Annotated in this window: 17 protein-coding genes and 2 tRNA genes; 11 read left to right on the plus strand and 8 right to left on the minus strand. The window is 61.6% G+C overall.

Annotated features, from left to right (window positions below):
- The 10 genes from CGL56_RS07400 to CGL56_RS07445 all read left to right on the plus strand — a co-directional run bounded on the left by CGL56_RS07400 (position 1) and on the right by CGL56_RS07445 (position 15,422).
- On the plus strand, positions 1-2,532 hold the full coding sequence (locus CGL56_RS07400) for an AsmA-like C-terminal region-containing protein (protein WP_099105888.1): 2,532 nt from the start codon (positions 1-3) through the stop codon (positions 2,530-2,532).
- A gap of 86 nt (positions 2,533-2,618) precedes the next feature.
- Entirely contained in the window at positions 2,619-4,373 is a 1,755-nt protein-coding gene (locus CGL56_RS07405) for a T9SS type B sorting domain-containing protein (RefSeq protein WP_167641604.1), read from the plus strand.
- A gap of 60 nt (positions 4,374-4,433) precedes the next feature.
- Positions 4,434-4,504 (plus strand) — tRNA-Cys (locus CGL56_RS07410).
- Between the two features lie 263 nt (positions 4,505-4,767).
- The gene (locus CGL56_RS07415) at positions 4,768-7,479 is read left to right on the plus strand and encodes a T9SS type A sorting domain-containing protein (RefSeq protein ID WP_099105890.1); all 2,712 of its coding nucleotides are present in this window, start codon (positions 4,768-4,770) and stop codon (positions 7,477-7,479) included.
- 351 nt (positions 7,480-7,830) lie between these two features.
- Entirely contained in the window at positions 7,831-10,971 is a 3,141-nt protein-coding gene (locus tag CGL56_RS07420) for a T9SS type A sorting domain-containing protein (protein ID WP_167641603.1), read from the plus strand.
- 119 nt (positions 10,972-11,090) lie between these two features.
- Complete coding sequence (gene rpsA, locus CGL56_RS07425) at positions 11,091-13,241, plus strand: 30S ribosomal protein S1 (RefSeq protein ID WP_099105892.1); 2,151 nt, start codon at positions 11,091-11,093, stop codon at positions 13,239-13,241.
- Positions 13,242-13,313: 72 nt separating this feature from the next.
- Entirely contained in the window at positions 13,314-14,240 is a 927-nt protein-coding gene (locus CGL56_RS07430; RefSeq protein ID WP_099105893.1) for a GYDIA family GHMP kinase, read from the plus strand.
- On the plus strand, positions 14,237-14,968 hold the full coding sequence (locus CGL56_RS18570) for a ferredoxin--NADP reductase (protein WP_099105894.1): 732 nt from the start codon (positions 14,237-14,239) through the stop codon (positions 14,966-14,968). Before CGL56_RS07430 ends, CGL56_RS18570 begins: the two co-directional genes overlap by 4 nt.
- A 22-nt stretch (positions 14,969-14,990) precedes the next feature.
- Positions 14,991-15,063 (plus strand) — tRNA-Ile (locus CGL56_RS07440).
- Positions 15,064-15,212: 149 nt separating this feature from the next.
- Positions 15,213-15,422 carry a hypothetical protein gene (locus CGL56_RS07445; RefSeq protein ID WP_099105895.1) on the plus strand — a complete coding sequence of 70 codons (210 nt, stop codon included), beginning with the start codon at positions 15,213-15,215 and terminating at the stop codon, positions 15,420-15,422.
- Positions 15,423-15,441: 19 nt separating this feature from the next.
- Here the strand turns inward: CGL56_RS07445 and CGL56_RS07450 are convergent, their stop codons facing one another.
- The 3 genes from CGL56_RS07450 to CGL56_RS07460 form a co-directional block, all read right to left on the minus strand.
- Positions 15,442-16,245: a 3'-5' exonuclease gene (locus tag CGL56_RS07450; protein ID WP_099105896.1), complete on the minus strand. Its 804-nt coding sequence runs from the start codon at positions 16,243-16,245 to the stop codon at positions 15,442-15,444.
- Between the two features lie 71 nt (positions 16,246-16,316).
- Entirely contained in the window at positions 16,317-17,312 is a 996-nt protein-coding gene (locus CGL56_RS07455) for a glycosyltransferase (RefSeq protein WP_222837663.1), read from the minus strand.
- A 19-nt stretch (positions 17,313-17,331) separates the two neighbouring features.
- On the minus strand, positions 17,332-19,770 hold the full coding sequence (locus CGL56_RS07460) for a DUF3536 domain-containing protein (RefSeq protein ID WP_099105898.1): 2,439 nt from the start codon (positions 19,768-19,770) through the stop codon (positions 17,332-17,334).
- Between the two features lie 450 nt (positions 19,771-20,220).
- On the opposite strand from CGL56_RS07460, the gene CGL56_RS07465 reads away from it, so the two are divergent.
- Positions 20,221-20,826: a superoxide dismutase gene (locus CGL56_RS07465; protein ID WP_099105899.1), complete on the plus strand. Its 606-nt coding sequence runs from the start codon at positions 20,221-20,223 to the stop codon at positions 20,824-20,826.
- Positions 20,827-20,907: 81 nt separating this feature from the next.
- Here CGL56_RS07465 and CGL56_RS07470 read toward each other — a convergent pair whose 3' ends face one another.
- The 5 genes from CGL56_RS07470 to CGL56_RS07490 form a co-directional block, all read right to left on the minus strand.
- Positions 20,908-21,627: a hypothetical protein gene (locus tag CGL56_RS07470; protein ID WP_099105900.1), complete on the minus strand. Its 720-nt coding sequence runs from the start codon at positions 21,625-21,627 to the stop codon at positions 20,908-20,910.
- Between the two features lie 298 nt (positions 21,628-21,925).
- The gene (locus CGL56_RS07475) at positions 21,926-22,810 is read right to left on the minus strand and encodes an NAD kinase (protein ID WP_099105901.1); all 885 of its coding nucleotides are present in this window, start codon (positions 22,808-22,810) and stop codon (positions 21,926-21,928) included.
- 418 nt (positions 22,811-23,228) lie between these two features.
- Entirely contained in the window at positions 23,229-24,629 is a 1,401-nt protein-coding gene (locus CGL56_RS07480) for a POTRA domain-containing protein (RefSeq protein ID WP_167641602.1), read from the minus strand.
- 90 nt (positions 24,630-24,719) lie between these two features.
- The gene (locus CGL56_RS07485; protein WP_099105903.1) at positions 24,720-25,607 is read right to left on the minus strand and encodes a DMT family transporter; all 888 of its coding nucleotides are present in this window, start codon (positions 25,605-25,607) and stop codon (positions 24,720-24,722) included.
- Between the two features lie 33 nt (positions 25,608-25,640).
- Positions 25,641-26,645, minus strand: a complete 1,005-nt coding sequence (locus tag CGL56_RS07490) for a Gfo/Idh/MocA family protein (protein ID WP_099105904.1) — start codon at positions 26,643-26,645, stop codon at positions 25,641-25,643.
- Positions 26,646-26,719 lie beyond the last annotated feature (74 nt).

Here is a 26,719-nt window from a genome sequence, read left to right on the forward strand (position 1 = left end):
ATGCGCTTCTTACGCAACTCGATCTTTCTCCTCTTGCTGGTCGTGCTGCTGCCCCTGCTCGCCGTCCAGCTATTCGGCGGCTCCATCGCCCGGCAGGTGGTCAGTGCCCTCAACGACCGCCTGCAGACCGAGATCGTCATCCAGGATTATGACTTGAGCCTGCTGCGGTCGTTTCCCCACCTGGCCGTCGACCTGCGCGGCGTCACCGTGGCCGGCAGCGACGGCAGCCAACTGCTGGAAGCCCGGCGCATGGCCTGCCGCCTCGACCTCGGCAGCCTCTTCGGCAAGATCCGCATCAAGGGCATCGTGGTGGAGGAAGGGAAGCTGCAGCTGTTCACCGACGTGGACGGCAACACCAACTACCAGCTGACCGGCTATACTTCCGTGGGCGACCAGGGCGCGGACGCGGGTGCCGAGCCCGTCGAGTTCGCCATCGACGAGGCGCGGCTCCGCAACGTCGTCCTCGTCTACCAGGACGCCCAGCTGCGCACCGACGCCCTGCTCACCGCCCGGGAAGCTACTTTTAGCGGGGATTTCGCCGCCGAGCGCTACACCCTGGCCACCGAAGCCGAACTGGACATTGCCTACCTCGACCAGGAGGGCTACCGCTACCTCGACCGCAAGCAGCTTGAACTCGAGGCCAACACCACCATCGACCACGCGGCCGGCACCTATACCTTCGCCCCCCTGCTGCTCCACGCCGGTGAGCTCACGGTGGAAGCCACCGGTACCCTGACCCCCACCGCCGATGGCATCACCACCGACCTGCGGCTGAGCAGCAGCCGTGGGGAACTGGCCGACGTGCTGGCCCTGCTGCCCCCCACCGCCGCTGCCCCCCTGGCCGACTGGGAAACCCGCGGCGACCTGACCCTTTCCGCCACCGTGCAGGGTCCCTGGACGCGCCGGGTGTTCCCCCGCTTCGACGGCCTGATGGCACTGTCCGACGGCCGGATCGAATACCCGCGACTGGACCTCGACGCCCGCAACCTGGAACTGGAAGCGCGCTTCGCCTACGTGGATACGCCCCGGGGCGGCGGCGTGCAGACCTTCTCCATCGAGCAGCTGTCAGGTTCCATCGACGGGGAGCCCTTCGATGTCTCCCTGCTCATGGAAGACCTGGCCGACCCGCGCATTACCTTCCGCGCCGACGGCAGCTTCCCCATGGCGGCCCTGCCCGCCCTCTTCGACGGGGGTATGGTAGCCGAAGGTGAGGGAGTGCTGCGGCTCGAACGGGTCACCCTCAGCGGCCGCTACGCCGACATGATCGAGCCCCGCAATATGGGTCGGGTATCGACGGGGGGCACCCTGACCTTCGACGACGCGGAACTGCTGGTGAACGGCCGGGAATTGTCCCTACCCACTGGCACCCTCCAGCTCGACGACAACGCCCTGACGGTCACCGATCTGGAAGTGGAAACGGGGGAAACCAGCCTGCGCTTCAGCGGCCGGGCCACCAACCTTGTGCCGGTACTTTTCGCCGACAGCCTCAATTCCCGCGACGCGGCCCTGGTCTTCGAGGCTACGCTGACCAGCGACCACTTCGACGTCGGGGAATTGCTGGCCCTGTCGGGGCCCGACGAAGAGGAAGCGGAAACTGCCGCGCCCACCACCCTCGACAGCCTGGGGCAGCGGGCCAGGGAAAGGCGCAACCGCATCACCGAATTCCTGAACGGCCGCTTTGAAGCCACCATCGAAGACTGGCGCTGGGATGAGCTGGAGGGGGAAAACTTCCGCGGCCAGCTGCTCTTTTCCTCCGGGCAGGTAGCGGTGCGGGGACTGACCGACGCCATGGACGGGGAATTCCGCATCGACGCCACCACCGACTTCGGGTTGCTCACCCGCACCCAGGCCCGCATCACCGCCCGGGCGGTCGACGCGGAAACCTTCTTCGCCCAGAACGAGAATTTCGGACAGGAATTCCTCACCGCCGACCACATCTCGGGCCGCATGAACGCCCGCATCCTGCTGGACCTCTACTACGACGACGCGGGCGAGATCGACTACAACCGCCTCGCCGCCCTGGCCGGACTGGAGATCCTCGACGGGGAACTCCGGGACTTCGAGATGCTGGAAAACTTCGCTTTCGCCCTCAAGTCCGGCGACCTGGAACGGGTACGCTTCACCCGCCTCGCCAACTTCATCGAGATCGCCGACCGCACGGTCTACCTGCCGGCCATGCTGATCCAGAGCAGCGCCATCAACCTGACGCTGAGCGGGAGCCACACCTTCGACCAGCAGCTGGAATACTACATCAAGGTGAACGCCGGACAGGTGATCGCCAACAAGATCAGCCGCCACGACGACGACCTGGAGGTACTGCCGGCCCGCAACGGACTGTTCAACCTGTACTACACCATCCGTGGGCCCCTGGAAAGCTACGTGGTGGAAACCGACAAGTCGGCCGTCAAGGACGACTTCCGCCGCAGCGAATACCGCCGCGAACGCATCCGCCGCACCCTGGAGGAGCGCTTCCAGACGCCCATTGAACTGCTGCCCGTTCTGGAAGGCCCCGACGCCGACGTAGGCGGGTGATCGGCCCCGATTTGTCATAACACCTGGGGGACTCGGGCGTTATAGCGGGTACTGCGAACCAACACATGCTCCCGCCCTTGCGCCCTTTGCTCATATTACTCCTGACCCTCATACTGGGCGACCTGGCCGCCCAGGTGGCGGCACCGGACTTCCGCTGTACCCGCTCCGAAGCCGGAGGTGAGATCCTGACCTGGGAGAACGTAGCCAACGATTGCGGCAGCTACCGCGGCACCCGGATCTACCGTGCGGAATCCGCCGACGGCCCCTATGCCCTGCTGGCTACCCTGACCGACCCGGCGGCCACGGAATACCGCGACGAGAACCCGGCGGGGCTCCAGCTTTTCTACTATCTGAACTACGACTACGACTGTCCCGGTGCGACGGTCATGAACAGCGACACCCTCGACAGCTTCATCCCCGTTACCCCGGCCATTCACTTCGTCAGCGTAGTCGACGGTGACCCGGTAATCTACTGGACGGCCTCCCCTTCCCCGGAAGTCAACCGCTACGTCATCCTGGAGGTCACCGACAGCGGCGTTTTCCCCGTGGATACCGTGGGGCAGGTCACCTCCTACCGGGTTACGGGACTTTCACCGGATGGCCTGCTCGACCGCCGCTACCGGGTGGCCGCCCTGGATGCCTGCGGCAACGACAGTCCGCAAAGCGCCATCCGCTCCCCGCTGGGCCTGGGGGGCTCCGGGGGCTTGGGGTGTGATTCCGACATCACCTTCTTCCCCGTGGTGGGTCGGGATTCCGCGGGCAACGTGCCCGATTCAACCTTCCTGCTCACCGGCGCCGACAGCCTGGAATTATTCGTTTCGGTGAACGGCGGCGGCTACGCCTCCGCCACCAAACTTCCGGCTACCGGGGTACCGCTGTTGACCTACTCCGGGGCCAACGACGGCGACAGCCTGTGCTTCTACGTGGAGATCGACTTTGCGGGGCTCGACGCGCGCCAGCGGACCACCACCTATTGCCAGCTTATCGACATCTCGCAACCGGTACGCGACTTCCCCCTTTACGGCGTAGAGGTTGGCCTCGACGGTCGCCTCCGGTTTGCCTACGCCTACCCCGATCCTCTACCGGCTACCTACGCCACGGAACTGCAGCAGACGGGCCCCTCGGGGCCGGGCCGCTATCTCGATGTAGCCTTGGACCTGCTCACCGGAGGAGAATTCATCACTGCTGCTCCCCTGCCGGCCGTGGCCCGGGATTCCTTCCGCTTTGTTCTGACCGATGATTGCGGCCGGTCGGGAACCAGCAACTACGCAAGCCCGGTCATCCTCACCGCCCTCTCCCTCGGTACCGGGGCGGCATCCTTGAGCTGGAGCACCCTGGAGAACGGCCTGGCCGGTACCACCACCTACACCGTCTACCGGTTGGCGGCGGACAGTACCCTCACCCCCCTGGCCACCGGATTGACCGCCCTGGATTACCTCGACGATGCACCGCCGACCGGCACCCCGCCCTGCTATCGGGTGGAGGCCAGTTTTCGGCCCGAAGGACAGTCGGAAGAATACACCTTCCTCTCCAACCCCGTCTGCGTGGCCCGCCCCACCGAGGTTTACCTGCCCAATGCCTTCAGCCCCGTGGCCGACCGGGAAGTGAATCGGGTATTCCGGCCCATCTTTACCAATCCGGCGGACCTCAGCGGTTACCGCTTCAGCGTGTATGACCGCTGGGGCGGACAGCTGTTCACCACCGAAGACCCACTGGCAGGGTGGGACGGTACCCTGGCCGGGCGCTCCGCGCCGGCCGGCAGCTACGTCTACCTGGTCACCTTTACTTCCGGCGGCGAAAACTTAGTAAGCCGATCCGGCGTTGTGCACTTACTTTACTGAAAGAAACCGGTCGCAAAGTTTGGCGCTCCCCGGGCGCCCGTTTACTTTTGCGGCCTATCCGGTTGGGTGGCCGAGTGGCTAGGCAAAGGTCTGCAAAACCTTGTACGGCGGTTCGAATCCGCTCCCAACCTCATCGCCGGCCCGGCACCTGACGTTCGTCTGGGTGTCGGGCCGCTTTGTTTTCGCTCCCCCGCCTCCCTGGCGCTGCGTAATTCCCCATATTTTTTTCCAGAATATTCCCCGAGCCGAAATCCGGGAGATTCAACATTTGCTGGATTCCGACGATCCACGGCACCTGCGTCCGCGCCCCGGGGACTTCTTGCGTATTGATTATCAGCGAAATGGAATTTAATTTAAATGAGGTTTACACTATGAACTGACAATCGCTTATTCCATGACGCTACGCTACTTCCCCGCGCGCTACGCGCCGGCCGGGGCCATGGCCCTGTGCACCCTGTTGTTTGCCGCAAATCTCGTCGCTCAATACGGGCGGGTTCCCGAGGCCTTTTATCAGCGGTACCTCTACGAACCCGAATGTGAGGCCGTCGGCAGCGGATTGCGGAAAGGGGAAGACACCACCGCCACCAGCGACGAATACCTGGCCCCCAACGGGGCGGTATTCCCCGACGGCGCGCCCGGTGACGACCCGGCAGGTTACGTTCGCCTCCACTTCGATCCCCAGGCCGATGCCGCCGGGGAATACGATTACGAACCCTACTTCCGGCTGCGGCAGACCGAGCCCGGCCCAGTGTCCCTGTGGCTGCGGACCAACGGTGGCGACTGGACGCTGCGCACCTACACCACCGCCTACGCCCGGACCGCCGACGGGGGGTGGACCTGGGTACCCGACGTGCTCGTGCACGACGAAGAAAACATCCTCGGACTGCAGGGCGATACCCTGCTGACACTGGACGTGGCCTTCACCCGCGCCGACCAGCAACTCGACCAGGTGTACCTGGAATCGGTAAATTTTTCTGATTATCACTACTCGACGCTGCGCCCCTTTGCGTACGACCTGCCGGGCACCAACTGTCCGGATTTTACCAACCTTCCCCCGGTGGCGATATTGGAGCCGGGATTTGAGACAATCGTCACTCCGCGCTCTGGTCCGTTGTACCTCAGCGCCGCAGAATCATACGACCCGGATGGGGTAGTCGTTAATTACGATTTCACCACCACTTCCGGCGAATGGGATTGGGGAAACCTTGACCCTTCCCAACCGGATATACTTTTGTATTTCCCCGATGGAATTACCCTGATTACCGTAACGGTCTACGATTTTTACGGTGCCAGTGCATTAGATTCTACCCTGTATAACCTCATCCACCGGGATAATGGGATGGGTAACGGACCGTATTACCGCGTTGATGTGGAATGCGCAGAGGTGGGCAGTAACTGGACGTTGACCGATCATCCACGAAGACCAGGTGACCTGATCGCCGTTGCACCGGCGGAACCCTCCGCTAACCAGGTAGCGGAAGATATCCCGGAGAACAAATTGCGCTTTGTAATCCCCGATGTACCGGAGGACTACGATGCGTACGGCTCCAGGTACCATATGATGGGGGTGTTCACCCAACCGCAGCCAGAGTGGAACTGCCTTTGGGTAAACTTCAACGGGACGGGATGGCATAGATGGGAAGTGATAGATGCGGTGTCCATTTATGCCAATATTCCCATGCAGCCCGGGGATAATGTAGTTGAGCTGGCCTATTGCAGTGCTAACCTGGGATTGGAATATCTGAACTTCAGCCCCGAAATTGGAATATCCCACCCCTACACCATCTACGAAGGATTGGGCGACGCCACCTGGATTCGAGACGTCACCTGCGACGAACCCCTCGCCTCAGAATTCTGGCTGGAAGCCGAATGTGCCGACTACGGAGAGCGGTGGCAACTGCGCAACGCCACCGGTGCCTCCCGCGGCGGCTACCTCGTTGTCGACGGCCCGAACGCCTACTCTTCCCCGCCGGCCGATGATCCGGCCAACTACGTGCGGTTCCCGGTCGAGCACGCCGCCGCCGGCACCTACTACCTGCAGGCCCGCATCAACGCCCCCAGCAGCCTGGACGACTCCTACTACGTGCGGGTAAACGAAGGGCCCTGGTACGCCTGGAAATCGGGCATCCGTCGGAAGGGCGGCTTTCAGTGGAACCTGTTGCCCGGGGGCGGGGTCACCCTGGAGGAGGGGGCCAACACCATCGACTTCGCCTACCGGGAGGATGGCACCGAACTGGACAAGATCTACCTGGGCCCCACCGCGGCGCTCCTCAGCGGAACCGGAGGGGAGGCTTCGGACTGCCCGGCCCCCGTCATGCAGCCGGTGGTCGAGTGGCTGGAGGCGGAGTGCGCCCCCCACGGCGGGGCCTGGACGATCCGACAGGATAGTGACGCCAGCAACGGGGCCTACCTCGTGGCCCTGACCGGCAACTCCCTGAAAGTCCCCCCCCCGTCTCTGCCGGAAAACCTGATCACCTTCCACCTTGACGTTCCGGACTACGGGCAGGAACAACAGCTGTTCCTCTACGGGCGCATCGCCGCCGCCGCCCCCGACGATGATTCCTTCTGGGTGCGGCTGAACGGAGGGCAGTGGTACGCCTGGAATTCCCTGAAACACGGTCCCGGAGTTTTCCAGTGGAACCGACTGCCCCTGACGTTGCCGGCCACTCCCGGCGTGCGCCACACCATCGAGTTCGCCTACCGCGAGAACGGGACGTGGTTGGACGGGATCTACGTTACCTCGCTGGACGCCCCCCCCTCTGCCCTGCTGGCTCCGGGATACGCCTGCGGGGCCGCGGGATCCGAAGTCGCAGCCGAAGCCTCCGTTTCTCCGGCTCCGACGGCGGTGGCCTCCGGAATGGAAATGAGTCTCTACCCCAACCCCGTCCTCGATGAGCTCACCCTTGAATTGAACGGCGACTACGCCGGGCCTCTCCACGGGAAGGTGTACGACGCCGCCGGCCGGGTGCTGCGGACGGTGACCTACGAGAAGGAAGCCGGCCCCTTCCGTACCCTGCTGCGGGTGAGCGAGTTACCGGCCGGGGTCTACCGCCTGAGGATCATCCAGGGGGACCGCCAGAGCGTACAAACTTTCCTCCGGCTGTAGCTTTCGTCCGGACCATAAACGCGTATCCCGGAAGAGCCCCAGTGTCGGCGGTAAGGCACCGCCACTACACTTATTCCGGGGCTAAACCCTGGAGTGCAGACCCGGGCCGGCTGTCTATCGGATCGCAACCTATTACTTATCAGTCCCTGTCGGGGAAGGTCGATTCAGGTGCGTGAGAGCCAATAATTCAGGCATACCAGTGAAGGGCGTCGCCCATCTGGAGCGACTATTTACCCAAAGGTGGGATACCTTTTTGGGGGGACCCTCATAAACCTCATAAACGCCACTATGCAACACCGCTTCACTCGATGGTGCCGACGTGCCGGTTATGGCCGCGGCTTATTCTTCCTCATGCTTTGTTCCACCGCCCTGGCCGCCCAGTCCGGCATCGCACCGGAACCTGTCCCTGACTTTGTGACCCGCCGTTTCCTTTACGAACCCGAATGCGAACAGGTCGGCAGTGCGCTCAATATTGTGGACGACACAACCGCTTCCAGCGGCCAATACCTGGCAGCTTCCACAACCGTGTTCCCCACCGACGCTCCGCGGGAAGCGGCCGCGCATTACGTGCGCCTGCACTTCAGCCCTTACCCCAGCAGATACCCCCCGGAAGACTACCTCCCCTATTTTCGGATCCGCAAGGGTGAAACCGGTCCCGCCATGCTTTGGCTGCGCGCCAATGGTGGCCCTTGGCAATTGCGCACTTTTCCTGCTGAGTACTCCACGACTGCCGATGCCGCAGGATGGAAATGGGTGTATAACGACGCCGCAGAGGCCGGTCTGGGGTTGAACGGTGACACGCTGAAATCGCTCGATATCGCCTTCACCCACCCCGACCAGCAACTCGATGAGGTATACCTGGAAGATCCCGGTATAACCTCCCGACAATATCTCCCCCTGCCCTTCGATGCCCGGCTGTCGGGATCGAACTGCCCTGATTTTGTCAACATTCCACCGGTGGCGATCCTGGATCCGGGCGAGGAAAACATGACCAAGGAACCGTATCCTTCTTTTGTCACCAGTGCGAGCGACTCGTACGATCCCGACGGTTTTATTGTGAGCTACAATTTCACTTCCGCTGGTTTCGGAGATTATGATCCGGCTGAACCGTATTTCAGATTTGCGTTTGACAACCCTCAAGATCAGGAAGTAGCCGTTACGGTGTACGATTGGTACGGCGCGTCCGGTCGCGACACCAGCCTCTGGCGGATTTTTCCCGGCGACCTGTACACCAGCACCCGGCCCTATTATCGGCTGGGGAGCAGTTGTGCACAGGCGGGTGACTACTGGCGCCTGTCCGCCGAACCCGCAAGTGAGTACGGCCCGGCGGCAATTGGCGGGACGGCGGCCTCAACGGAGAGCCCACCCGACGATTTGCCTGAGCATCAACTGCGCTACGTCATTCGCGACGTACCTGCGGCGGATATTGACGAATACGTTTCCCGGTATTATTTGGGAGGCGTGTTCACCCTTCCCAATACCGAGGGCAATTGCGTATGGGTAAACATCAACGAAACGGGTTGGGTCAAATGGACGATCATTGAGGAAGCATCTTACTTCAACCAATTTGGATTTGACCTGGAAGAAGGTGACAATACCATCCACCTGGCTTACTGTAGTCCGGAGTTGCAGGTCGATTACTTAGTCCTGAGTCCGGACACCGGTTATCCCAGTTTCTTTAATCCCGACTATCTATACCCCCACCGTGTCATTGATCTGACGTGCCCGGATGCCTCCGGATTTTGGCTGGAAGCCGAATGCGCCGATTACGGCGGGCGGTGGAAGCTTCGCGGCAACCCGTTGGCTTCCCGCGGTGGCTACCTGGTGGTAAACGACGGGAACGCCTATGATGGACCGCCGGAAGATGATCCTCGGAACTACGTTCGATTCACCGTCCCTCAGGCCGCAGCTGGAACCTATCAACTACAGGCCCTGATCAACGCCCCGAGTAACCTGGACGATTCCTATTACGTACGCGTTAATGACGGCGACTGGTACGCCTGGAGGTCCGGCATCAAACGTGGTGCCGGCTTTCAGTGGAACCTATTCCCTGGCGAAGGGATCCTACTACATGAGGGCGATAACACCGTCGATTTTGCCTATCGGGAAGATGGGACCGGATTGGATAAAATCTATATCGGCGACATTGCTGCTCCAATCTCCGGGCTGGGTACGGAAGCAATCGACTGTGAATTGGTGCCGCCTACTCCGGTGAACCGCTGGCTCGAGGCGGAATGTGCCGTTGTGGGCAGCGCGTGGACGATGACGCGAGATCCGTCTGCCAGTAATTATACCCAGGCAGCAACGAGTTTGGATGCCATCTCCCCGGAGCGACCCATTAACTTTCCAGCCGAAAACGTGATCCGCTTTGAAATGGAGTTGGATGCGGGATCGGCCAATCAGCTGTTGTTCCTGCATGGGCGCATCCGAGCGGACAATCAGCGTCAAAATTCCTTTTGGGTGCGCTACAATGGTGGCAAATGGTATGCCTGGACCTCGATCAGAACCGACCAGCCCGGCTTCCAGTGGCAGCGTCTGCCTGAATCCCTGGAGGAATCATTGATTGGCACCAATACCATCGAAATCGCCTACCGTGAGCGCGGTACGGTTTTGGACGGGATTATGGTCAGTTCATCGAACCGCCTACCCAGCGGTCCGCCCCCCAGCACAATTCCTTGTGGACCTACGCACGTTGGGTGGGAAGCCGAGTGTGGCATTGGCAAATCCACCGGCGGCTGGACCGTTTTCTCAGACCAGGATGCAGGCTCCGGACAGTACGTTCAATTTATCGGAGAACGTCAAATGAGCATTCCGACCACCGGTGTTCCGGGACAGCAGCTGCAATATGAGGTAGAGATTACGTCGCAAGGCATCTACCACCTCTTCCTGCGGCTCAACGCCCGCGACAACGGCAGAAACTCTGTTTGGGTGCAGGTCGACGATGGCAAATGGATTAAGATGTGGGAAGAGATTGGTGGCGCGCAGCTCCGTACCGACGGCTTTCAGTGGCGCAAGGTCAATGACGACGGCGGAGACCTTTTCTTTCCTCTCGACGTTGGTACGCATACCATTCACATCGCCAATCGAGAATCGGAAACGGCCATTGACCGCCTGTTTTTATCCTTCGACCCCGAAGTACCCAATGACTGGCAATATCCGTTTCCGGCCTGTGCTGCCCCAGCTCAACTGGCGCCGCTTAAAGCTTCTACGCTCCGGCTACCGTCTGCCACGGAAACCCAGCCGCCGGGGTTAGACCTCTACCCCAACCCCGTCCTCGATGAGCTCACCCTAGAATTGAACAGCGACTACGCCGGGCCCCTCCACGGGAAGGTGTACGACGCCGCCGGCCGAGTGCTGCGGACGGTGACCTACGAGAAGGAAGCCGGCCCCTTCCGTACCCGGCTGCGGGTGAGCGAGTTACCGGCCGGGGTCTACCGCCTGAGGATCATCCAGGGGGACCGCCAAAGCGTACAAACTTTCCTCCGACTGTAGCCTTGGTTAAGGCGATTTTTCCGTATCTTTGCGCCTCCTAAGCCATACCCTGGCATTGGGTGGGGAAAAGTCGCCCCCGAAGCGGCCCAACTGTATAACTTTTTTAAACCTATCACGTCATGCAAGTAGACGATGATAAGGACCCGCAAAAAGACGGGACCGAAGAGACCTCCACCGACAAGCTTACGCCGGAGGCAAACGAATCCATTGAAGCACAAGCTACTCCCGATACCGAGGAGGTGACGCCGGCCATTACCGAGACCCAGTCGAAGGTAAAGCCCGGTCCCGAAGCCACCGACGAAGACGTAGCCCAGGCTACCGACGACGCCGAGGACAGCCTGGACGACGACGATGAGGACGAGGACAACAGTCGCAGCGCCAAGGTGATCCGCAAGGAATCCACCCGCGTTTCCGTAGCCCTCACCGAGGAAGTGAAGGAAGAGGCCGTCGAGATCGACGAAGCCGACACCAGCGGTGCCACCGGTACCGCCCACGACGCTTTCGCCTGGGACGCCATCGCCAAGATCGACAACCGCTACTCCCAGGAGGAGCGCGAGGCCATGGAGAAGGAGTACGAAGCCTCGATGACCAACATCCAGGAAGCCGAGATCATGTCGGCCAAGGTGTCGGCCATCATCGACGGCGACGTCATCCTGGACCTGAACTACAAGAGCGACGGTCTGCTGCCCCTTTCGGAATTCCGCGACCAGGACATCGAGGTGGGCTCCACCGTCGAGGTCTACGTTGAGCAGCAGGAAGACGACCGCGGCCAGCTCGTACTCAGCCGCCGCAAGGCCAAGCTGCTGCGCGCCTGGGACCGCATCCGCGACTCCTACGCCAACGGCACCGTCATCAACGGTAAGGTCATCAGCAAGACCAAGGGCGGCCTCATCGCCGACTGCGGCGGACTGGAGACCTTCCTGCCCGGCTCGCAGATCGACATCAAGCCGATCGTCGACTACGATGCCTACGTTGGCAAGACCATGGAATTCAAGGTGGTCAAGATCAACGAGACCATCAAGAACGCCGTTGTTTCCCACAAGGCCCTCATCGAGAGCGACCTGGCCGAGCAGCGCGAAGCCATCATCGCCAGCCTCGAGCGCGGTCAGGTACTGGAAGGTATCGTCAAGAACATCACCGACTTCGGGGCCTTCCTCGACCTGGGTGGCGTCGACGGCCTCCTCTACATCACCGACATCAGCTGGGGACGCATCAACCACCCCAGCGACGTGCTGGAGCTCAACCAGAAGGTCAACGTTGCCGTACTCGACTTCGACGAGAACAAGAAGCGGATCAGCCTCGGCCTCAAGCAACTGCAGCCCCACCCCTGGGAGGTACTGGACGACAGCATCACCGAAGGCAGCACCGTCGAAGGCCGCGTAGTCAACATCGAAGACTACGGTGCATTCCTCGAGATCATGCCGGGCGTAGAAGGTCTGGTACACGTAAGCGAAGTGAGCTGGAGCAACCAGCCCATCAACGCCCGCGAGTACTTCACCGTCGGTGAAACCCGCAACGCCAAGGTGGTCACCATCGACCGCGACGACCGCAAGATGTCGCTGTCCATCAAGCAGATGCAGCAGGACCCCTGGGACAACATCTACGAGAACTTCAGCGTGGGTACCCGCCACACCGGCAAGGTCAAGAACCTTACCCCCTACGGTGTTTTCGTCGAACTCAACGACGGCATCGGCGGCATGATCCACATCAGCGACCTGTCGTGGACCAAGCGCTTCGGCCACCCGAGCGAGTTCACCAAGGTTGGTGAGGACATCGACGTAGTCGTGCTGGAAGTAGACGAGCACAACCGCAAGATGTCGCTCGGTCACAAGCAGCTCGAGGAGAACCCCTGGGACAGCTTCGAGTCGGTATTCCCCGAAGGCAGCTACCACGAGGCCACCGTACTCCGCAAGGACGACCGCGGCGCCATCGTACAGATGCCCTACGGCCTGGAAGCCTACGCTCCGATCAAGCTCATGCGCAAGGAAGACGGCAGCATCGCTGAAGTGGACGAAACCCTGACCGTAAAGGTCATCGAGTTCGACCGCGACCAGAAGAAGCTGATGGTCAGCCACAGCCGCTACGTCAACGACATCCGCCGCGAAGCCAAGGACACCGTTGTCCGCGAGCGCCGCGAGGAGCGGGAAACCACCCGCAAGGCCGTCAAGCAGACCAACGCCAGCAATGAGCGTTCGACCCTGGGCGACCTGTCGGCTTTCGAGCAGCTGCGCGAGCAACTCAACAACGAAAACGACGACGACGAAAAGTAATTCGTTCCGAATCGTACGACTGGACAAAGGCCACGCTACCTCGGTAGCGTGGCCTTTTCGCATTTTGCACCCATGCACAAGGAAACTGAATTCTACGGCCACGGCAAGCTGCTGCTGCTGGGCGAATACTTCGTTCTCGACGGCGCCACCGCCCTGGCCGTCCCCACCCGCCGCGGGCAGCGCTTTTCCGTGGCAGCGCGAGAAGGCTCCACCCTGGAATGGACCATGACGGTAGCCGGGGACCCCTCGGCCCACCGCCGCTTCACCTTCTCCCCGGACGACTGGCAGGCGGAAGAACCCGCCGACGACGATCCCCTACGGCAGCGGCTCCGGCAGCTCTTCCACGTCGCCGAAAACCTGCGCCCCGGGTGTACCCGCCAATTGCACGGCCAGCGCATCACCACCACCCTCGACTTCCCGCCCGAGTGGGGACTGGGCAGCAGTTCCACCCTGGTGTGGTTCCTGTCCGAACTCCTCGACGTCAACGCCTACGACCTCCTGGAGCAGACCTTCGGCGGCAGCGGTTACGACCTGGCCTGCGCCGGGGCGGAAGGCCCCATACTCTACACCCGCAACGGCAATACGCCCAAGGTATCGGAGATCGACTGGAACCCCGACTGGCTGGCCACTACCTGCTTCGTCTACCGCAACCGCAAACAGAACAGCCGGGAAGCCCTGGCGCGGTACGCGTCCATCGACATCAGCCCGGAAACCATCTGGGAGGCCGGGCAGATGTCCTGGATGTTCCTCCAGGCCCCGCACCTGCGCGCCGCCGCCCGCATCGCCACGGCGTACGAACGACTAATTGCCGAGGAACTAGGGTTGAAACCAGTACAGGAAACCCACTTCGCCGACTTCGACGGTACCGTCAAAAGCCTCGGCGCCTGGGGTGGTGACTTCGTCTGGGCCATCACCGACCAACCCCTGGAAAATACCCGGGCCTACTTCAACGACCGCGGTTATCCCACCGTTATCCCCTACAACGAGATGGTACTATGAGCAAATGGAAGGAAGCAATCGTCAAACGGATCGAGCAGCGCAGCCCCACGGTGCGCAGCATCTGGCTGGAACTGCCCGACCGGGAGCGGCTGGAGTTCCGGCCCGGACAGTTCCTCACCCTCGACCTGCCCATCAGTGAACGCCGCCGCGAGCGCTGGCGCAGCTACTCCATCGCCTCGGCCCCGAACGGCGGCAACGAGGCCGAGCTCTGCGTGGTACACCTGCCCGGGGGCCGGGGAAGTACCTACCTCTTCGAGGAAGCCACCGTGGGCACCCAGCTGCTGACCAAGGAGCCCGGCGGCGTCTTCACCCTGCCGGACCGCCCCCTCGACTTCGACGTGGTGATGGTGTGCACCGGTACGGGCATCGCCCCCTTCCGGTCCATGCTGCAGGAGCGCCTCGGCCGGGAAACCCGCCACTTCCACCTCATCTTCGGCTGCCGCCGCCCCGAGGACCTGCTCTACCGCGAGGAACTGGAGGAACTCGCGCGCCGCCACCCCAACTTCACCTACACCGCCACCCTCAGCCGGGAACTACCCGCCGAAGAGCCCCCCTTCGAGGTGCTGCCCGGCTACGTCCACCAGGTGTACGAACGCGACTACGCTACCCCCCGCGCGGACCTGCGCTTCTACCTCTGCGGCTGGAGCCAGATGGTCGACGAAGCCCGCGCGCGGCTGCTGAAACTCGGCTATCCGGAAGAGCAAGTCATTTTGGAGCTGTACGGCTAGCGTGCTATCTTTGCGCGCCTTCGGGCCCATAGCTCAGTGGTTAGAGCAGCGGACTCATAATCCGTTGGTCGTAGGTTCAAATCCTACTGGGCCCACGTTTCCTTCACGCCAGTACGGTCGGCCCCCCCACCGTACTGGCGTTTCCGTTTTCGGGGGCGCGGCCGCGGGTGCTAGGGGCCCGGCAAGCGCAGTGAACCTCGGTCCAAAACCTCAGGTTGGTCTAGGTAAGAAAAACCCTTTGACCATGCGATTTAACCACAAACCCACCCGGTACCGGATCTTCGACGCCAAGTCACAGCAGCCCATCCTCGCCGAAGACGGCGACAAGGACAAGAACAGCCCCACGGCTACCCCCAAAAAGGACGTTGACGACCAGGATGGCGACGACCTCAAGCACGTCGACAGCAGCAAGGGAGGCTACGGCCACGGCTCCGGCTTCGACAAGGACGAATAACCAACGCTGGCGTTCTCCCCTACCCCTTGCGGCGGGCTTCGTCGATGGCCTGTACCAGCGCTTTCACTTCCGTAGTGAAGTCTTTATCCAGTATCCACTTCAGGTAGCTGGGCTCCTTCGCGAAGACCTCCGCGACGGGCTTGCCCGCGTGTTTGCCGAAGTTGAAGGTAGGCACCCCGTTCGGTCCCCGCTTGATGCGGCGGGTGGCGTCCAGGAAGCGATCATCGCGGCAGAATTCCGCCACGGCGTCGATGTCCGTAAAGGGCTCGATCACCGTACCGTCCTCCCTGGTGTAGGTGGCCCCGGCGTAGTGCTTCAGCTGACCGCGGAATACCTCCACCGTGGCCCGTACGTCGGCCAGGGCATCGTGGGCGTCGGTCATTTCCTTGCCCGCGTAGAACTTCAGGGCCGCGCCCAGGGTACGGGGCTCCATCTGGTAGAAGATGTGCTGGGCATCGATGAGGCGGCGGCTGCTGGTGTCGAGGAAGTACCCCGCCCGGTAGAATTCCTCCTGCAGCAGGGGCACGTCGTAGCGATTGGAATTGTAGCCCCCCAGGTCGGCGTCTCCGATAAAGGTGTACAGCCGGTCCGCTACTTCCGCAAAGGTGGGGGCATCCTGCAGGTCCGCATTGGTCAGGCCGTGGATGGCCGTGGCTTCCGCGCTGACGGGTACGGTGGGATTGATCTTCATCTCCAGCTCCTCGGTGGGCCGTCCGTCGGCGAAAAGCTTGATCAGGGCAATCTGTACGATGCGGTCGCGGGTCAGGTTAAGCCCGGTAGCTTCAAGGTCGAAAAAGATAAGGTCGTTGGTCAGGTTGAGCATGCAGGGGGTTATTTAGGGGGTTGGTGACCCGTGGGGTAAAGGTGTGGAGGGTTAAAGAAACGGCCCGGCGGTCAGACGTTCATCAGAATGCGGCGATAGTATCCCTCGTAGGCCAGAATCATGGCTTCCAGGCGGAAGTACCGCTCGGCGTGGGCGCGGCATGCGTGGCGGTCCAGGCCCGCCACCCGCGGCAGGGCGGCCACCAGGGCAGGTACGTTCCCTTTCTCTACAAGTTGCCCTACCCTTTCGTTGATCAACTCCGGCGCCGCCCCACTCCGAAAGCCCGCCACCGGGGTACCGCAGGCCAGCATTTCCGGGATGACGAGTCCGAACGGCTCCTCCCATACCGAGGTAAACAGGCCGACCGCGGCCCGCCCCATGAGGCGCGCGAGGGCCTGGCCGGTGAGGGCACCGTGGTAGCAAATCCGGTCGTTGAGTCGCGGAGCGATTTCCCGGTCGAAGTAGGACTGGTCGTATACCGGCCCCGCGAGGTCCAGGGCGTAACCCGCCCGCTCGGCGGCGGCGATGGCCAGTTCCGGCCCTTTCTCGGGACTGATCCTTCCGGCCCAGACCGCCCGCTGGGGTTCTCCCCGGGCGGAAAAGGGCCAGTGCGCGCTGGACACCCCGTTGTAGATCACCTCACTCTCGCCGGCATAGGGCCGCCACGCGTTGCGGATGTATTCACTGATCGCCACGAAGCTTACGGTGGACCGTCGCCGGCTAAGTCGGGCGGCCAGCCGCAGGCCCCGGAAGGGTGGCGTGTGCAGGGTAGTAACCAGTGGCACCTTCAGCCAGGCACCCAATAACAGGGGAAGAAAGTGGAGGCTGTTGTTCTGTACCAGGTCGAAGTCTCCCCGGCGCAGCTCACCCAGCGCCTGACGGTAGCCGCCGGTGACGGGTCGCAGGGACACCCCCTCCCCCGCTACCGAACCAGGGCGGGCCAGCAGGGTAACCGCATGACCGCGTTGGGCCAACCCCGCCGCCAGCTCGGCGGTGTGCTTTTCCAGTCCGCCCGCAAAGGGCTCGCGGACGGGGAAGGCGAGGGGGGCCAGCACGGCAATTTTCATCATCGTCGATTGACCGGCGCTAGACGGCAACCAGCACCGACTGGTGTTCCATGAATCCGATCTGGAGTTCCAGCAGGCGGGCGAAGGCCAGGCCATCCTCCAGTTGCTCGGGGGTAAGGGTCTTTACGTAGACGGGCGTCCACCCTTCCAGGAAGATGGTTTGTGCCCGGTAGAAGTTGGGGCTGAGCCCCAGGGTACGCAGGCCCTCCACCAATTGGCGGGTCCACAACCAGAGGCGGGGGCTGTTGAAGGCTTCGGTCACCAGCAGAAGCACCCGCTGTTCAGCGGCGTTGTCCAGTTTGGCGGTGTTCTTCCACTCGTGGTCCCAGTGGCGGTAGTCGCTGACGATGCGCTGCAGGCGGGGTTGATCCGGACGACTGTCGCCCGTCAGCAGGTCGAGCAGCCGGCGGTGCATGGTGAAGTCTACCGCGGCCAAGTAACTGTCGGGCAGGGGCAGGTCGTTGGCCCGCATGGTGCTCATCAGCTGGTAATTGTCGTAGTAGACGTCGGAGAAGCTGGAGGCGGCGATTTCCAGGGTGCGGTCCGTCATCTCCATCAGGATCTTGCGCTTTTCGTCGCGGAAAAGGTGCCAGATGGAGAAGCTCTGCCCCACGAAATGGTCCTTCATGAGGTTGATGACCTCGCTTACGTGCCCGATGCGGAACTGCCGTTCGAGCTCGGGCAGGAGGGCGTCGAAGTCGCGCAGGTCCATATCCTGGGAAATCTCGCCGATCATGGCCTGCTGCCCCAGGTAGAGGACGGCAAAGCTGAAGTCCGAGCTGCTGGAGGTAATGTTGGACAGGATGGTCATCCGGCCGATCGACAGCCGGAAGGCCCCGGCGCGCAGTTGCTTCAGGCTGTGGATCTGGCTGCGGTAATTGAACAGCTCGAGTTCCGAGGGCCGTTCCTCGAAGAGGCTGGCGGCCGCGAAGTGCATGCCTACCCGCAGGAGGCCCACCCGGGCGGGTACCACCGATTCGCGGTAGGCGACGGCGGCGTTTTCCAGGACGTTGCTTTCGATCTTTTCCAGGCGGGCAACGAAGTCGGGGTGGTAGTTCTTTCCGGTGAGTACCTCGCAGAGGTGGAGGGCGCGGTTGGCGTACTGCAGCACCTGCAGGGTTTCAATCCCGCTGACCTCGTTGAAGAACCACGCACAGCTGGTGTACATCAGCATGGCGTGGCGCTGCATTTCCAGCAGGCGCAGCATCCTCACCTTTTGGCGGGGAGTGATGTCGCGGGCCCGCGCCCAGTGGGTCAGGAAGGCATCGGTATGGCCGCCGCTGCGGTCCAGCACGAGCTCGATGTAGGCATCACGGGCCCGCCAGCAGTCGGTGAACAACCGGCCACCCTCCCGCTCGAAGACTTCCGCCAGGCGGTCGCGCACCTCATCCAGGGCCTCCCGCAGGGGCGCCCGCCAGCGCTGGTGCCAGCCTGGACCGCCGCCGGTGGAACAGCCGCAGTCGCTGCGCCAGCGTTCCACGCCGTGGACGCACGACCAGGAGCTGTTCTCGTAGATCTGGGCCTCCCAGGTGGGGGGGTGGAGTTCCAGGAATTGTCCGTAATTGGTCAGGCGCACCCGGGGATTACGGTGAATTTCTTCCAGACAGGCGGCCAGGGCCATTTCCCCTTTGGCGTGGTGGTGGCCGTAGCTTTCCCCGTCGGTGGCGATGTGGGCCAGCTGAACCTCGTCGTTGTGGTCCAGGCTGTTGATGAGCTTGTCGGCCAGATAGCGACCGTCGTTCAGCAGTCCTTCAAAGGCTACGGCCTTGGCCACGTCACCGTCGTAGAAGAACAGGGAGATGGATCGGCCGCTGGGCAGAAAACAGGCGTAGGGCCGCCGGGGATCCACGCCGCCCTGCACCTCTTCCCACTCCGTCCCGCCGGCGGGGCGCACGGCCCGGCACTGCCGGGGGGCCAGTACGGTGTAGGTGATGCCACAGTCCACCAAGTCCTCCAGGCATTCGGTGCTTACGGCGGTTTCGGCCAGCCACATGCCCTCGGGTTTACGGCCGAAACGGTACTCGAAATCGGCGATTCCCCAGCGGATCTGCGTTTTCCGGTCGCGGGCGTTGGCCAGCGGCATGATGATGTGGTTGTAGCTCTGGGCCAGGGCCGAGCCGTGGCCTCCGAAGCTGCGCCGGCTGCGGAGGTCGGCCTCCTGGATGCGGCGGTAGGTGGCCGGGTCGTGCTGCTCCAGCCAGGACAGCAGGGTGGGCCCCATGTTCCAGCTGATGCGGGCGTAGTTGTTGGAGATCTCCCGGATGTGCTGATCGTCGTTCAGGACCCTTGCCGTGGCGTTGGGTGCGTAGCATTCCTCGTTGATGCGCTCGTTCCAGTCGTGGTAGGGAGCCGCACTGTCCTGTATTTCAATGGTTTCCAGCCAGGCATTTTCCCGGGGAGGTTGGTAGAAATGGCCGTGAATACAAACGTACTTTTTAAAGACTGGGGGAGGGGTCATGGTTCAAAATTACATCACTGACTGCTTACAATACTCCGCCCAGGGTCATATGTCGGCCGGGCGGGGTACGAACCTCGGTCGTACCACTCGGGTTTGAAGAAGAAAACAAACACCCGTCTTGACCGGGTAAACCAACGCAACGATGAAACGCGACCTGGTAAGGATGGGATTCTGGCTGACGCTGACGTATCTGCTCCTCTACTTCATATTAACGATTTAACCGGTATCCAGTATTTTGTACCGGTCACGAAGTGGTTCAGTTGACGCTGAGGCTATACGGCGTACTCCGGGCGGTGGGCAAGCGGCCCGTTTTCCGCCGCCAGAGCAATACCCAAACTGCCTCCGGTCACTCAACCACGGATAGATTGCCACGTTCACACGGTGGGACGCGGCACCCGCGCGCCCGCCCCGGAATGGGGCTTTTTATATTTACCCTTAAATCATACTACTATGTTTACCCTTCCCGATTTACCCTACGCCAAGGACGCCCTGGAACCGCACATCGACGCGCGCACCATGGAAATCCACCACGGCAAGCACCACGCCGGCTACACGAGCAAGTTGAACGCCGCGGTGGAGGGAACCGACATGGCGGGCAAGAAAATCGAGGACATTTTATCCCGCGTGAGCTCGGCCGGCGCCGGCGTCCGCAACAACGGGGGTGGTTTCTACAACCACAGCCTGTTCTGGACCATCCTGAGCCCCAAGGGTGGCGGACAGCCCACCGGCGAACTCGCCGATGCGATCAAGGAAGCCTTCGGCAGTTTTGATGCCTTCAAGGAGAAGTTCTCCACCGCCGCCGCGGGTCAGTTCGGCTCCGGCTGGGCCTGGCTCATCGTCCAGGACAACGGCATGCTGGCCGTAACCTCCACCCCCAACCAGGACAACCCCCTGATGGACGTAGTGGACGAGCGCGGAACGCCCATCCTGGGCCTCGACGTCTGGGAGCACGCCTACTACCTGAACTACCAGAACCGGCGCACCGACTACGTGGATGCTTTCTTCGAAATCATCAATTGGGACGAGGTGAGCAAGCGCTACGCCGCTGCCCGCTAGACGGCTCCCTACCCTCCCGCAAACAGAAACCGCCGCCCGGAATTCCGGACGGCGGTTTTTCATTTTACCGAAGCTCAGGGTTTATCCCTCCATCGCCTGGCGGGCATTCTCCCGGTAGGACTCCATCTTTTCGCTGTCGGCGTTGCGGTAGCGGGGACCGCATTTCTGGAGTACTTCCTTCATCTCGTCGTCCGACAGCTTGGCGAACTGCTCGATGCTGGTGACGCCGGACTCCTCGAAGCGCTTGGCCATGGTGACGCCGACGCCGCTGATCTTGGTCAGTACGCTGTCGGGCGCCTTGGTCGAGGGGCGACCCCGGCCGCGGGTGCCGGTGCTCTTGCGCTTGGTGGCCGAGGTGGACTTGCGGGCCGATTTGGCCGCGCCGGTCGTCTTGCGGGGGCGTCCGCGGCGGGACTTGGGGGCGGGCTTTTCGGCGGCGGCTTCGCTTACCGAGTCGGGTGCATCGCTTACCGCCTGGGCCATTTCTTCGGCGGATACCGTGGTGGTGGTATCCTTTTTCTTCGAACCGCGGCGGCTGCCCGAGCGCTTCGGCGTAGAGGGCTTGGGGGTGGTTTCCAGGGGGGCAGCCGTGGAATCTACCACAACGTCCTGCTGGTTCAGCACCATCTGCAGCTGCTGCTCCAGGCTGGCTACTTTCTGCTCCAGGCTCTTGATCTTGGCCTTGGAGCCCTTCAGCTTCTTCTTGTTCTGTTGTTGCTGCTTGGTTCCTTCAATGAAGGCCTCCTGCGCAGCCTCGAAGCGCGCAAGTACAGCTCGTAATTCCTTTTTTAGGCTTGCCATTATAATACTGTTTTGAATGAATAGTCAATTGGTGCCCACGAACCGTGGAGATCACGCGGGTAATCGGTATGGGTATACGGGTGATGGATCCTCGCCGGCGGAAAGGCTTTGGAAATGGGCCGGAAGAGTATCGTCGCGCCCCCAATCAGGATATCGGGCACCGACTGAATGTGGTTTGTACATCAACGTAGCCGCTGCCGGCTAGCTTTAATTACGGTAAAATAGGATATTCCCCTAAATGTTTGCCGGGGTATAGCAAATATATAGTTAAAAAGGAAAATAATGGAATTTATACCCCTCAGTGGTTGCGGCGGTCCTCTCCCCAGTTCAATTTGCTGCGCAGGGTGTCCATAAAGGTGATATCGGGCAGCTTCACCAGGTCAATACCGAAATCATTCTTCCTTACGGCCAGTTCGTGGACGGCGGTAACGGTTTCAAAGCGGCTGTCGAGGGTCGAAAGGAAGTTATCCGCCCGCCCCTCGATCTGGAAACTGATCACCGCGTCGTCGCTGATGACGATGGGGCGCACGTTGAGGTTATGGGGGGCTACGGGCGTCACCACGAAGTTGCCGCTGCCCGGGAAGATGATTGGCCCACCACAGCTCAGGCTGTACCCGGTACTGCCGGTGGGGGTGGCTACGATGATACCATCGGCCCAGTAACTGTTCAGGTAGGCCCCGTTGATATAGGTATGAATGGTAATCATGGACGAAGTATCCCGCTTCAACAGGGTGAAGTCGTTCAGCGCGTAGGGCGTATCGCCGAAAACGGGCAGGTTGCTCTCCAGGTAGAGCATGTCGCGCTTCTCGGTCTCGAAGCGTCCCTTGGCCAGCATACGCAGGGCATCGCGCATTTTCACCTTCTCCACCCGGGCCAGGAATCCCAGGCGGCCCAGGTTAATGCCCAGCACCGGAATCTGATAGTCCTTGATCATCAAGATGGCACTGAGAATCGTACCGTCACCCCCGAGGGTGATGAGCATATCGAACTTCTTGATCCGGAAATCCAGGTGGCTCTCGAAGATGCCCACGTCGCGGGTAAAGTGAATGTGCTGCCGGATCTGCTCGAGGTAAGGACCGTATACGTAGGTGGAAAAGTTCTCCGCGGCCAGCAGGTCGAACAACTCCTGAACGTACTCACGGTCGGATTCCTTATAAACCTGGCTGTAGATGACTACCTGCATGGCGATGGCCGGATTGGTGGAGGCCGGGCTACAAGATTACGAAAACTTGGTCGCCAACGCACCCCACAGCGCGGGGTAAATGCAGTTTGTTACCCCGCTACAGGTCCCCTTGCCAGTAGCCCGGACCCGCAAAGTGACATAATCGCACAAAAAGTGAGCATTTTTTGAATATATTTCCTCACTGTCTGATATATACGAAAAATACCCGTTTGGAGATATTCCGATATAGTAGCCTAATACTTTTATTCACATATCGGCAATACCCGCGGGGATATCCGCCCGCCAATGGAACGCGGTTGGCTAATACCGTTTGTGCCTCCGGCCACTTGCGTCAGCCCATACATATAATGGATGCACAGTATAATACGTTGAAAATTAATCCGGTATCAATTTTTCCCGCTCGTGGCTCAACCGTGCCCTAAAAATCCATCATAAAATTGAGGTATACCCCGTCCTCTCCCAGGTGATTGCGGTTGTACTGTATGCCCCCCACCATATCGTAGTAGAGCACGAAGTCGACCCCGGCTCCCATACCGGTGAGGAGGTTGTTGTTCAGGCGGTTGGAACCGTCCACGAAGGGCGCATTGGCGACGCCCTGGTTGAACTGGACGGAAAGCAGCACCCGGACGGGGATATACCGGAAGGCGTCGATGAACACCAGTTTGCCCATATCGAGCTTGGTCTTGAATATTTCCCGCCGCAGGCCCGTGCGCCAGATGAGCATGTCCAGTCCGTCAACCACGTAAAACTGGTAACCCGTCAGCCCGTTGTCACCGAATCCGATAGCTCTATTCTCCAGAAAAGGTTGGCGGGTACGGATGAGGCTGTACTTACCGGCCACCCCGTAGCTGAACGAAAAGCCCTGTCCGAAGGGAATATACCGGCGGTAATCGGCGTGCACCTCGAGTCCGTCCCGCTCCCCATAAATTCCCAGTCCTTCCTTGGCGATACCGGCACTGAAGAACATTCCCTTCCAGGGGTAATTCCGCACGTCGCGGCGGTCGTTGCGGAAATCATACCCTACGCGGAAGTACTTCTGCTCTACCCTGCCGCCGCCGTAGAAATCGGGATTCAGCACCCGGGCGATAGTATCCGCTACCTGCGACGACCGCCAGCCCAGGGCGAGGATGTGGGAAACGTAAATCCGTTTGCGGTACGAAAGCGTAATGTTAGCCTGCGACCTCCGGTACACGAAGGAATGAGGGTCGGAATAGAATTCCTGCTGGTTGTTGCGGGTCAGGTAGTTCTGCTCCCGGCGGCGCTGGTTGCTGAAGTTGGCCTCCACGCCGATGGAACCCTCCCGGTTGAGGTAGGGGAAGGCGTAGCTGGCTTCCAGCGAGCGGGTATAGCCCGTGGTGAACCCAAGTTTTAGCTTGTCGCGCTGGCCGGTGAAATTGTAATAGTTGAGCTTCCCCCCCACGTTCACCCGGTCGAGGGAGCGCTTCTGCTCGTCCCACCAAACGTTGAAGTTGCGGTCCGCCAGGGAGAATACCGGTACCGGATAGATGTACCAGGTTTCCCGCATGGCGACCGTCACCGTGGTGTGCCCCTCCGCTATGGTGGCGGTATCATAGCTCATCTCCACGCTGGCGAAGAGACCGGTATTCATCAGGTTATTATAGCTGAGGGCTACGGCCTGGTCCAGGTCCTCCGCCGCCAATCGCTGACCGCTGCCGAAGGTCATTTCCCGCAGGACTACCCGGGGCCGCGTTTTCTTGTGGCCCACCAGGCGGACCTCGTCGATGAATACGGAATCCGCCGGCCCCGCCAGTCCGATGAGTGGCAAACAGAAAAGCAGGATCGCGGTGAATACTTTCATACGGGTCATTAAAGGGCGGGGGCAAGGTCGCTAGTTCAGCCGAAGATAATCTCCTCAAGAACGCCAATCCACCGGGTACGAAGTGTCCCGTTACTTGCGCTTGCTCAGAAACACTCCCATCAGTACGAGGCCAATGGCTGGCAACTGCAGCAAGGCGAAGCGTTCGTTGTCGACCAGCCCCCACAACAGGGCCACCACCGGAATCAGGTAGCTGACCGTACTGGCAAATACGGCCCCGCTGCGCTGCACCAGCCGGAAGAAAACGAAACTGGCCAGTACGGTGCTGCCCACCGCCAGGATGGTCACGTAGCCCAGGGCCCACCAACCCTCCGTTCCCGCGGCGGCCAGGGTAGGTACCACCCCACCCAGGGTAAAGGCGTAGATCAGCGCCGGCAGCCCCACCAGAAAGAAACTGGTAACGGTGATCGTCAACGACGGCAACTGCCGGAAATAATGGGCCACCAGGTTCGCCGAGGTGCCGTAGCAGAAGCAGGCCCCGAGCACCAGCCCGGCGTAGGCCAGCTGGCTGCGCTGCGTCCCTTCCCCGGGGGTGACGTAGGCCAGCAGCACCGCCCCGAGTAATCCGACCACCAGACCAATGACCTGCTCCTTCACCGGTCGGTTGCGGAACACCAGCCAGGCCACCAGGAAGGTACACAGGGGCGTCAGGCTGCTGAGCATCCCCGTCAGACTGCTGCTCAGGTGGGTCTGGGCAATCGGGAAGAGAAAGGAAGGGATGGCCGTTCCCGTCAACCCCACCAGCAAGAGCGGAGGCAGTTGCCGCAGCCGGATGCGGCGCAGGTGGGTGAGCGCGAAGGGGGAAAGCGCCAGGGCCGACAGCCCCAGCCGCAGCACGGCGATCTGCTGGGCAGAGAATACGGTCAAGCCATATTTAATAAGGATATAGCTCGTACCCCAGATCAGGCTCAGGCCGAGCAGGGTAAGGAAATCCACCACCGTCGGTCGTCGCTCCAGCATGGCGGCGAAGGTAGTAAAGCACCGGCGGGGATGCTACTCCCCCGGGTACACCACGCCAATCTGCTGGCGCACCGCGGTGAGGGTACGGTGGAGCAGCAGGCTGTCGTCCAGCGACCAGGTAGCCGATTCCCCCCGGCCGGCCCTCACATCGGCCATCACGGCCGCGGCTTCGAACTGATAACCGTGACCGACGAAGCGGTGGTAGTGGTTGACTGGCGGTACGTCGTTCCCGTTCAGCACGCTGAACCCCTGGGGGTGGTGGAAGCGGGAATGGATGTGCAGCTCCCCTTCCGACCCCAGCAGCAGGGCGTCGGTCTTCGTGGTTCCCAGCAGGGTGGAATAGCAATGCGCCAGTTGCCCCCCCGGGTAGCGCAGGGTCACCTGGGTATCCACGTCGGCCCCCAGTTCGGTCAGCCGGGCCGTAGCCCGTATTTCCTCCGGGGCCCCGAACAGGAACTGGGCCAGCCAGATGGGGTAGATACCAATGTCGAGCAGGGCACCGCCCCCGAGGACGGGGTTGTAGAGGCGGTCACGGTCGAAGGACTCCCGGGGCACGCCGCGGAAACCGAAGTCGGCCCTCACCCCCTCGAGGGTACCGATGGCCCCTTCGTTCACCGCCCGCTTCATCTCCACTATCGCCGGGATGAAGCACGACCAAAGCGCTTCCATCAGGTAGGTCCCCGTCCGGCGGGCCGTGGCCACCATCTCTTCCACTTCCGTGTAGTTCAGTCCGAGGGGTTTTTCACAGAGGACGGGCACGCCCCGTTCCAGGCACATCAGCGTCAGCTCGCGGTGGCCGCTGTGGGGGGTGGCGATGTAGACGGCGTCGATGCGGGGCCCTTCAAAAACCTCCACGTAGCTACCGGCGGCGTGTTCGGCCCCGAAATCGCTGGCGAAGGCCTGGGCCCGTTCCAGGGAGCGGGAGCCAACCGCCACGAGGTGGGCGTCGGGGAGGTGTTGAAGGTCTTCGGCAAACTTGCGGGCGATCTTGCCCAGGCCCAGAATGGCCCAGTGGAACGTTGCGATGGCGGCAGGCATTTAGTGAAAGACGAATGTAACCATTTAGGGCGGCGGCGCGCGGGTGCCGGGGAAACGCTTACCTTAGTTTAACT

Origin of the sequence: Neolewinella marina (genome assembly GCF_002631205.1) — a bacterium.
GTDB classification, from domain to species: domain Bacteria; phylum Bacteroidota; class Bacteroidia; order Chitinophagales; family Saprospiraceae; genus Neolewinella; species Neolewinella marina.